Origin of the sequence: Phytobacter sp. V69 (genome assembly GCF_965644215.1) — a bacterium.
Classification (GTDB): domain Bacteria; phylum Pseudomonadota; class Gammaproteobacteria; order Enterobacterales; family Enterobacteriaceae; genus Phytobacter.
This window is the reverse complement of the sequence record NZ_CBFFRL010000041.1, coordinates 21,502-29,707: the sequence shown is the minus strand read 5'-3', so window position 1 is coordinate 29,707 and position 8,206 is coordinate 21,502. Positions and strand designations below refer to the sequence as shown.

Annotated in this window: 7 protein-coding genes; 3 read left to right on the top strand and 4 right to left on the bottom strand. The window is 54.3% G+C overall.

What is annotated here, in order from left to right; translation table 11 throughout:
- The first annotated feature begins 193 nt into the window (after window positions 1-193).
- Window positions 194-1,690: an inorganic phosphate transporter PitA gene (gene pitA / locus ACSZPU_RS08220; RefSeq protein ID WP_498997420.1), complete on the top strand. Its 1,497-nt coding sequence runs from the start codon at window positions 194-196 to the stop codon at window positions 1,688-1,690.
- Between the two features lie 38 nt (window positions 1,691-1,728).
- On the opposite strand, the gene uspB is transcribed toward pitA, so the two are convergent.
- Complete coding sequence (gene uspB / locus ACSZPU_RS08215) at window positions 1,729-2,064, bottom strand: universal stress protein UspB (RefSeq protein ID WP_498997417.1); 336 nt, start codon at window positions 2,062-2,064, stop codon at window positions 1,729-1,731.
- A gap of 517 nt (window positions 2,065-2,581) precedes the next feature.
- Here uspB and uspA point away from each other — a divergent pair.
- Window positions 2,582-3,019, top strand: a complete 438-nt coding sequence (gene uspA / locus ACSZPU_RS08210; RefSeq protein ID WP_498997415.1) for a universal stress protein UspA — start codon at window positions 2,582-2,584, stop codon at window positions 3,017-3,019.
- A 50-nt stretch (window positions 3,020-3,069) separates the two neighbouring features.
- Here the strand turns inward: uspA and ACSZPU_RS08205 are convergent, their stop codons facing one another.
- On the bottom strand, window positions 3,070-3,582 hold the full coding sequence (locus ACSZPU_RS08205; RefSeq protein WP_498997413.1) for an RrF2 family transcriptional regulator: 513 nt from the start codon (window positions 3,580-3,582) through the stop codon (window positions 3,070-3,072).
- 232 nt (window positions 3,583-3,814) lie between these two features.
- Between ACSZPU_RS08205 and ACSZPU_RS08200 the strand changes: the two genes are divergently transcribed.
- Window positions 3,815-5,017, top strand: coding sequence for an NAD(P)/FAD-dependent oxidoreductase (locus ACSZPU_RS08200; protein WP_498997410.1), 1,203 nt, complete (start codon window positions 3,815-3,817; stop codon window positions 5,015-5,017).
- Window positions 5,018-5,163: 146 nt separating this feature from the next.
- Here the strand turns inward: ACSZPU_RS08200 and rsmJ are convergent, their stop codons facing one another.
- Together rsmJ and prlC are read right to left on the bottom strand one after the other, a co-directional pair.
- A complete protein-coding gene (gene rsmJ, locus ACSZPU_RS08195; RefSeq protein WP_498997408.1) occupies window positions 5,164-5,922 on the bottom strand; it encodes a 16S rRNA (guanine(1516)-N(2))-methyltransferase RsmJ in 759 nt (252 codons plus the stop codon).
- Window positions 5,923-6,051: 129 nt separating this feature from the next.
- Window positions 6,052-8,094 (bottom strand): oligopeptidase A, encoded by a 2,043-nt coding sequence (prlC, locus tag ACSZPU_RS08190; RefSeq protein WP_498997406.1) that lies wholly within the window; start codon window positions 8,092-8,094, stop codon window positions 6,052-6,054.
- Between the last annotated feature and the right edge of the window lie 112 nt (window positions 8,095-8,206).

Genomic DNA, 8,206 nt, shown 5'->3' with positions numbered 1-8,206 from the left:
ATAGTCATGATAATAGGGCCTTCTGATTAGAAGGCCCTATTATCAATGATTTTTATCCTCGTGACGACACTATCTAAAGCAATGCGCACGAACCAGAAAGAATGTCAAAAAAAGTCCATATTTCACTTTGCCGATGCTGCCAAACTCCCTGATAATGCGCCGCGTTCATGTCCTCAAAATGGCGTAACGTCCTATGCTACATTTATTTGCCGGTCTGGATCTCCACACCGGGCTGTTACTTTTGCTTGCTCTGGGTTTTGTTCTGTTTTACGAAGCGATCAACGGCTTCCACGACACAGCGAACGCAGTCGCAACTGTTATTTATACCCGAGCAATGCGCTCACAGCTGGCTGTTGTTATGGCGGCAGTCTTTAACTTCTTCGGCGTTCTGCTGGGAGGTTTAAGCGTGGCCTATGCGATTGTGCATATGCTACCGACCGATTTACTGCTCAACGTAAGTTCGGCTCATGGCCTCGCCATGGTCTTCTCTATGTTGCTGGCAGCCATTATCTGGAACCTTGGAACCTGGTATCTCGGGTTGCCTGCATCCAGTTCCCACACCCTGATCGGCGCTATCATCGGTATTGGTTTAACCAACGCCCTGATGTCCGGCACCTCGGTGGTGGATGCGCTAAACATTCCAAAAGTGCTTAACATTTTTGCATCCCTGATTGTCTCGCCGATTGTTGGCCTGATTTTCGCGGGCGGCCTGGTGTATCTCCTGCGTCGCTTCTGGAATGGCAATAAGAAACGCGCACGCATTCACCTGACCCCGGCTGAGCGTGAAAAGCAAGACGGCAAACGAAAGCCGCCTTTCTGGACGCGTATCGCATTGATTCTTTCTGCCATTGGCGTGAGTTTCTCTCACGGTGCTAATGATGGTCAGAAAGGCATTGGTCTGATCATGCTGGTACTGATCGGCGTCGCCCCTGCAGGTTTCGTGGTTAACATGAATGCCTCAGGTTACGACATCACCCGTACCCGCGATGCTGTGAATAATGTCGAAGTTTACTTCCAGCAGTATCCTGAACTCCTGCAGAAGGCGACTGGCGTAGAGCAACAAGCGCCAACGCCGGCAGAAGCCGCAGCAGCGCCTGCGCAGTTCCATTGCCATCCGAGCCGCGCCATTATCGCGCTGGACCGTGCAAAAGAGATGCTGACCGGGATTGAAAGCTACGACAAACTCAGCGTTGAACAGCGCAGCCAGCTGCGTCGCATCATGCTTTGCCTGTCGGATATCACCGACCAGGTCGCGAAGCAGCCTGATGTGAGTGCTGACGATCAGCGCCTGCTTAAGAAGCTGAAAAACGACATGCTGAGTACCATCGAGTACGCGCCTATCTGGATTATTATGGCCGTCGCGCTGGCGTTAGGTGCGGGTACAATGATTGGCTGGCGTCGTGTGGCGACCACCATCGGCGAGAAAATCGGTAAGAAAGGCATGACTTACGCACAGGGGATGTCCGCACAGATGACTGCAGCGGTTTCCATTGGCCTGGCAAGTTATACCGGTATGCCGGTATCCACCACCCACGTCCTCTCCTCCTCAGTGGCGGGGACGATGATCGTCGATGGCGGCGGTCTGCAGCGCAAAACCGTGACCAGCATTTTGATGGCCTGGGTCTTTACTCTGCCGGCGTCCATCATCCTGTCGGGCGTCCTTTACTGGATAGCCCTCAAGCTGATTTAACGACGAAACGGGTCAGGAAACTGGCCCGTTTTTTTTGCTCAGTGCCAAATCATCAGAGCAATCAGGCTCACCACAATCAGCCCGCATAGCGCGCTGGTTAAGATGAACTGCCCCCGTACTCGCTCACAGCGGCGAATAAACTCTTCATCATGATGGTCGCGATAGCGCTGGCCATAAATGTACCAAACCAAACGCATCTGCTTGCTGGGCTGCCCATGGGAGGTAAAAAATCCTCCACCATCAACATATTGGTAAAGCAAAGGATCACAACCACGAAGTACCACTAACAGTGCGCGCAGTGACGAAAAATAACGCGCCATGTTAACCACACAAACGATGCACAAAGCCCAAAACAGCGCGACGGTGCTGATCATATCTCCTCCCCCGGCGAACCGCCCACGGAAACGTGATCCGGGAATACCGCTCCCAGATAATCAACCAAGTCATTCAGTGAAGAGTATTACTAATAGCCGATCGAGATCACAAACTTAAATCCGAACGGCTCATTAAATAGTGTAGGAGATTTGTATATTTTTTTGCCACAACGTTAAGCAATCTTATGCATCTGGTTGTAAATCTTGGTTAAGTGATTCGTGATCCAGGCAGATTGACGATAACTTCATGGAGTTATAAGGTAGAAATATTCCCATACTCTACGTCATTCAAGTTGCAGGAAGGCGGCAAGAGAATGAATCCCCGAGCATAGATAACTATGTGATGGGGTAAACGAACGTAGCCAACGCATCTGCGGTTTGAAGTACAAAGAGTATAAAATGAAATCCTTAAGGCCGGGCGCTACCCGTGCACGTGGTACGCAGGACGCGGGAAACAGTGCCGCATCAGGGGTGATTCACCCTATGGTCATCGACAACTTATGGAAGGAGTAACACTATGGCTTACAAACACATTCTCATCGCAGTAGATCTTTCTCCTGAAAGCAAATTGCTGGTTGATAAAGCAGTATCCATGGCGCGTCCTTACAACGCGAAGGTGTCACTGATTCATGTCGATGTAAATTATTCCGATCTCTATACCGGCCTTATCGACGTTAACCTCGGCGATATGCAAAAACGTATCTCCGACGAAACGCACCATGCGCTGACTGAACTCTCTACCAATGCGGGCTATCCGATTACGGAAACCCTGAGCGGTAGCGGTGATTTGGGGCAGGTACTGGTGGATGCGATTAAGAAATACGATATGGATCTGGTGGTCTGCGGCCATCATCAGGATTTCTGGAGCAAACTGATGTCTTCCGCACGTCAGCTCATCAATACTGTCCATGTGGACATGCTGATTGTTCCGCTGAAAGATGAAGACGAAGATTAATCGGCCGTCTAATCTTGCCTGCCAACGCCCGCTGTAGCGGGCGTTTTGCTTTATGCCGGAAAGCCCTTCCGCGCGGCAATCCACTCCTGAACCTCAATGACAAAGGTATCCGGCGCTTTGCGGTACATTTTGCGCGTCAGGTCCAGGATCGTGTGCTGTCCGAGCGCCTCTTCCATGCGCTGCTGCGCCATATCCATCACCGAACGCACGCTGCAAATGCCTTCACAGGCCCACTCCGGCGGCTGCTCGTCAAACACCGCCATGCGCTGGCGAATCTCGCGGCACTCAAAAATTTGTTTCTCGCCGTCAATCGCGTGCACCACTTCCAGCACCGTAATGTGCTCGGCAGGTTTTGCCAACTGGAATCCCCCGCCCTTGCCCTCAATGCTGCGCACCAGCCCGGCTTTTGACAGGCGGGTAAAAACCTTCGCCAGATAGTCATAGGGCACACTTTGCAGCTCGGCAATTTCGCGTACGCTCATCTCGCGGGCGTCGCCTTTGCTGTCGACCATGCACATCAGGCTATGGATGCCGTATTCAACGCCAGAACTGTAGAATGCCATGCTCTTATCTCAGCCAAAATAAATCTGAGTTATTGTAGCTTTTCCGCCATACCCATTCCAGATCAATAAATAACCACGTATCGCGGATAAAAATTAAATTATTTATTATCAATGCATTAATTGCCAATCCGGATCAAATAATGCGATCGTCACATCGAGCACATTGCATTTGATAACTACGATCAATATGATCCGAGTAAATTAATCGTAGTAAGCAATGAGTGAGAGAAAGATGCGTAAACAAATTCTGATCGTGGGCGCGGGGTTTTCCGGTATGTGGGCCGCTCTAAGCTCCGCGCGCCTGGTCGATAAAGCACAGAATCAGGCCGTGGATATCACGGTCATTGCCCCGCAACCGGAGCTTCGCGTGCGCCCTCGTTTCTATGAGAACGCCGTGCCGACGCTGGTTGTACCGTTGCAGCCGTTGTTCGAAGCCACCGGCGTGACATTCCTGCGCGGTACGGTTTCGCAGATAACCCCGGCGTCAAAAGCTGTTACCTGGAATGACAGCACAGGCACAGCGCAGCAATGTAGCTACGACCGTTTGATTCTGGCCAGCGGCAGCCACGTTAACCGCGCATCCGTAGCAGGCGCGGCTGAACACACCTTCGACCTGGATCAGTTAGAAACCGCAACCGTGCTGGAAGATCATCTGAAATCATTGGCCAACCAGCCAGAAAGCGAAGCACGTAACACCGTGGTGGTTTGCGGCGGCGGTTTTACCGGTATCGAGATGGCGATGGAGCTACCGGGCCGCTTGCGCGAGCTTCTGGGTTCGAATGCTAAGACCAGAGTGGTCGTAGTTGACCGCGCCTCACAGCCAGGTGCGCGTTATAGCGAAGCATTGCGTGAAGTGATCGTGCAGGCCTCCGAAGAGCTGGGCGTTGAGTGGTTGCTGAATGCCGATATTGAACGCGTTGATGCTTCCGGCATTACGCTCAAAGACGGGCAGACCATCGCGTCAAACACCGTTATCTGGACCGTCGGGGTGCAGGCTAACGGCCTGACGGAGCAGATTGATGCACCGCGCGATGGTCAGGGGCGCCTGTTCGTGGATCCGGAGCTGAAAGTGGTGGGCTATGAGGATATCTATGCCACCGGAGATGTGGCGTACGCTGCCACCGATGATAAGGGCAATCATGCGTTGATGACCTGCCAGCACGCGATTTTGCTGGGTAAATTTGCCGGTAATAACGCGGCGGCCAGCCTGTTGGATGTCGCCCCGTTGCCGTATCGCCAGGAGAATTATGTCACCTGTCTGGATCTGGGTGCCTGGGGTGCGGTGTATACGGAAGGATGGGATCAGCAGGTTAAATTAACGCGTGAAGAAGCGAAGAAATTGAAAATAGCAATCGTCAGCGAGCTTATCTACCCGCCAAAAGCCGATAAAGCCGCCGCATTTGAGATTGCCGACCCGCTGGCACCGTTTGTTTAGCAGTATTCCCGGATGCGGCTTGCGCCTTATCCGGGCTACAAAATCCAGGACCGCACAGACATGTAGCTCCGGTAAGCGCAGCGCACCGGGGGAGGTTCCCGGATGCGGCCAGGTTGAGGGCATCAGACCGCACTGCCCCCACACACTCACTCCAACTCCGGCGTCCCGGAATAAATATCAAACCGGTGCCCCTTGGTCACCACCGCATTGGTGGTCGCCACATCCGCCAGCGGTGGCGCATAATCCGGGCGCTTCACCACCACGCGTTTGGTCGCCAGTTGACGCGCCGGCCCCAGCAGACCATCGGCGTCTAAATCCGGACCCACCAGCGACTGGAACACCCGCATCTCTTTCTTCACCAGCGCACTTTTCTGCTTGTGCGGGAACATCGGGTCGAGATACACCACCTGTGGGCGCGGTGTGATATCCGCCAGCCCGGTCAGGCTGGAGGCATGAATTAACTGCAACCGCTCCTGCAACCACGCGCCAATTTCCGGGTCCGCGTAGCCACGCGCCAGACCATCATCCAACAGTGCGGCCACCACCGGATTACGCTCTAACATCCGCACCCGGCAGCCAACAGACGCCAGCACAAAGGCATCGCGCCCCAGCCCCGCCGTCGCATCCACCACATCCGGCAGATAGCTGCCCTTAATGCCGACGGCTTTGGCGACCGCTTCTCCGCGCCCCCCACCAAATTTGCGCCGATGGGCCATCGCACCACCGACGAAATCGACGAAAATACCGCCGAGCTTCGGCTCATCGCGCTTACGCAGCTCCAGATGCGACGCGGTCAGCACCAGCGCCATCAGGTTATCGTCGTCATGTTCCAGTCCCCAGCGGGACGCAAGAACAGATAAGGCGCCGTCTCCGGCGCCCGTTTCATCCATTAAGCAGATTTTCACTACATATACCCTAAATAACTCAAGCTGCAGGAAGGCGGCAAGTGCGTGAATCCCCAGGAGCTTACAAAAGTAAGTGACTGGGGTGAGCAAACGTCGCCAACGCACATGCGGCTTGAAGTATGACGGGTATTAGCCTTCGATACCATAATGCTCCAGCATCGCATCCAGCTGCGGCTCGCGACCACGGAAACGCTTGAACAACTCCATCGGTTCTTCTGAACCGCCACGGGTCAGAATATTGTCGAGGAAGGACTGGCCTGTTTCGCGGTTGAAAATCCCCTCTTCTTCAAAGCGCGAGTAAGCGTCTGCCGCCAGCACATCTGCCCACAGATAGCTGTAATACCCAGCGGCGTAGCCACCAGCAAAGATATGGCTGAACGCGTGCGGGAAACGGCCCCATGACGGACTCGGCATCACCGCGACCTGCTTTTTAATTTCAAACAGCGTATCGAGGATTTTGGCTCCCTGCTGCGGGCTAAACTCGGCGTGCAGACGGAAATCGAACAGGCCGAACTCCAGCTGACGCAGGATAAACAGCGCAGCCTGGTAGTTTTTCGCTTCCAGCATTTTATCCAGCAGGTCCTGCGGCAGCGGCTCGCCCGTCTCGTAGTGACCGGAGATAAACGCCAGCGCCTCCGGCTCCCAGCACCAGTTTTCCATAAACTGGCTCGGCAGCTCGACGGCATCCCATGGCACACCGCTGATCCCGGCAACTCCCGGGGTTTCGATACGGGTCAGCATATGGTGCAGACCGTGACCAAATTCGTGGAACAGGGTGATCACTTCATCGTGGGTGAACAGCGCAGGTTTGCCGCTGACCGGACGGTTGAAGTTACAGGTAAGGTAGGCCACCGGTTTTTGCAGTGAACCGTCCGCCAGGCGCATCTGCCCGACGCAGTCATCCATCCACGCGCCGCCGCGTTTGTGCTCGCGGGCATAGAGGTCAAGATAGAAGCTGCCGCGCAGTTCGTTGCTTTCGTCATACAGCTCGAAGAAACGCACATCCTGATGCCAGACATCCACATCGTGACGCTCTTTCGCGGTGATGCCGTAAATACGTTTCACCACTTCAAACAGACCGCTTACCGCTTTGTTTTCCGGGAAGTAAGGACGCAACTGTTCGTCGCTGATGCTGTACAGATGCTGTTTCTGTTTCTCACTGTAGTAAGCGATATCCCACGGCTGCAGCTCATCCACACCAAACTCTTTTTTGGCGAACGCACGCAGCTGTGCCAGCTCTCTTTCACCCTGCGGACGGGCGCGTTTGGCAAGATCGTTCAGAAACTCCAGCACCTGTGCCGGGTTTTCTGCCATCTTGGTCGCCAGTGATTTGAAGGCATAGCTTTCAAAGCCCAGCAGTTGCGCCAGCTCGTGACGCAGCGCGAGGATTTCCGCCATCACCGGGCTGTTATCCCATTTACCGGCGTTCGGCCCCTGGTCAGAGGCGCGGGTGCTGTAGGCGCGATACATCTCTTCGCGCAGCGGCTGGTTATCGCAGTAGGTCATCACCGGCAGATAGCTCGGAATATCCAGCGTCAGCAAGAAACCTTCTTGTTCTTTGGCTTCGGCCTGGGCTTTCGCTGCCGCCAGCGCACTTTCCGGCATACCGGACAGCTCCGCTTCGTCGGTCACCAGCTTCGTCCAGCCCATGGTCGCATCCAGCACGTTATTGCTGTATTGATTGCCCAGCTCGGACAGGCGCGCGGCAATTTCGCCGTAGCGTTTTTGTTTCTCTTTTTCGAGGCCAATACCGGACAGTTCGAAATCACGCAGAGCGTTATCAACGGATTTTTTCTGCGCAACGCTCAGGGTGGCGTAGTGGTCGCCATTGCGTAAATCGCGGTAGGCGTTGTACAGCCATTCATGTTGCCCAACCCAGGTGCTGTATTCCGACAGCAGCGGCAGCGTCTGCTCATAGGCTTCACGCAGTTCCGGGCTGTTTTTCACAGAATTCAAATGGCTAACCGGGGAGAACAGACGCCCCAGTACGTCGTCCACTTCCGCCAGTGGCTGGCAAAGATTTTCCCAGGTGTAGGGCGCACCATGGGCAACCACGCTTTCCACCGCAGTACGGCAATCGTCCAGCGCTTTCGTCACGGCAGGCACGACGTGTTCAGGCAGGATTTTTGAAAACGGCGGTAATTCGAAACGCGTGAGTAATGGATTGGTCATAAGCGCAGTCCTGTCCTGTTAAAGAGAGTGAATGAAGCGCACAATCCGGCGCTCTGCATAACGTTGTAGGATGGGGTTAAGTGTAGAGGATTTCAATGGCAGGCGTTGCGTT

Excerpts from the sequence above, each read along its gene's own strand:
- pitA (WP_498997420.1), top strand. The coding sequence starts at position 194 with ATGCTACATTTATTTGCCGGTCTGGATCTCCACACCGGGCTGTTACTT.
- uspB (WP_498997417.1), bottom strand. The coding sequence starts at position 2,064 with ATGATCAGCACCGTCGCGCTGTTTTGGGCTTTGTGCATCGTTTGTGTG.
- uspA (WP_498997415.1), top strand. The coding sequence starts at position 2,582 with ATGGCTTACAAACACATTCTCATCGCAGTAGATCTTTCTCCTGAAAGC.
- ACSZPU_RS08205 (WP_498997413.1), bottom strand. The coding sequence starts at position 3,582 with ATGGCATTCTACAGTTCTGGCGTTGAATACGGCATCCATAGCCTGATG.
- ACSZPU_RS08200 (WP_498997410.1), top strand. The coding sequence starts at position 3,815 with ATGCGTAAACAAATTCTGATCGTGGGCGCGGGGTTTTCCGGTATGTGG.
- prlC (WP_498997406.1), bottom strand. The coding sequence starts at position 8,094 with ATGACCAATCCATTACTCACGCGTTTCGAATTACCGCCGTTTTCAAAA.